At 73.1% G+C, this 1,162-nt stretch carries 2 protein-coding genes; both read right to left on the reverse strand.

The features are described from left to right. Window positions 1-850 (reverse strand): LamG domain-containing protein (locus tag DBR36_RS12310; RefSeq protein WP_146185345.1); only part of this gene is annotated, 850 nt, incomplete at its 3' end. A gap of 26 nt (window positions 851-876) precedes the next feature. Continuing rightward, on the reverse strand, window positions 877-1,162 hold a 286-nt coding region (locus DBR36_RS12315), incomplete at its 5' end, for an LPXTG cell wall anchor domain-containing protein (RefSeq protein WP_146185343.1).

Raw genomic sequence — 1,162 nt, forward strand, 5'->3', positions numbered from 1 at the left:
AGGTGACGGTCTGACCGCGAACCTCGCGCGGGAGGTCCGCGAGCACCACGGAGGGGATGCCGAGAGCCGCACGATCGTCGATCTGCGCCCCGGTGACGCCGAGCTGTGCGGGCGTCAGCGCACGGTCGTAGATGCGCAGGTCGTCGATGAGTCCGGAGAAGTACTCGCCACCGCCCCAGTTCGCGCGCCCCACCTGCAGCACGCCGCCGCCGGCGCCGAGGATCTGGTCGATGGACGGTCCCGAGAGCGCGGCGCTCACGAGCTTCTGGTCCACGTAGAGCCGCGCCGTCTCGCCCGACAGCACGAGGTCGACGTGCTTCCACGCCGCCGAACCCGCGGCGTTCAGGTTGCCCGACGTGTCGCGGACACCCGTGTTGCGGTACCGCTCGACGTCGAGACCGGTCGTCCGATCCAGGATGCCGACGTAGCGCTCGTTGCCGTAGGCCTGGTTCGCGGCGTCCGCGGCGGCGAAGACGGTCCATCCGACGTTGCCGTCCGCGTTGGGCCGGCTGTCGTACGAGATCGTGACCTCTTTGTCGCCCGCCAGCAGCGCGGCATCGCCCGCGCCGCGCACGTCGAGCCAGAACGCAGAGGACAGGCGGGCGGCGGTGCCGTGCCCGTCTCGGCCGGCGACGAGGTCGGCCGTGCCGCGGACGGCGGCGCGCGCGTCGCCCGAGACGAAGGCGCCGTTCGTCGGGGGAGCGTCGAAATCGAACGAGGCGACGGGCTGCGGCGCGTCGGGGGTGACGGCGGCGACGCGGTCGGGGGCGGCTACCGCCGGGGTTCCTGTCGCCGTGGCGGCCAGAACCCCGACGACGCCGAGCGCGACGAGGGTGCGGGTGCGTTTCATCGGATTCTTCCTGTGTCGGGAGGGGGTCAGGCGCCGACGCGACGTCGGCGAGCGAGGAGCAGAGCGCCGCCGGTGACGAGCGCACCCAGGCCGAGGAGCATCGCGGCCGTCGGGAGGCTGGCGCCGGTGGTGGCGAGGCTGCCGGCGGTGACGACCTCGATGGCGAGGGGTGTCAGGGCGGTGCCGTCGGCGCGGGTGATCTGCAGGGTGTGTGCGCCGGTGGCGAAGTCGCCGGGCACGTTCACGCGGAAGGTGACTGTTCCGGAGGCGTCGGCGGCGGGGATGCCGGTGATGGTGAGGGGCTGGCTGTGC

The sequence above is a fragment of the Microbacterium sp. HMWF026 genome (assembly GCF_003061325.1).
GTDB lineage: Bacteria > Actinomycetota > Actinomycetes > Actinomycetales > Microbacteriaceae > Microbacterium > Microbacterium testaceum_E.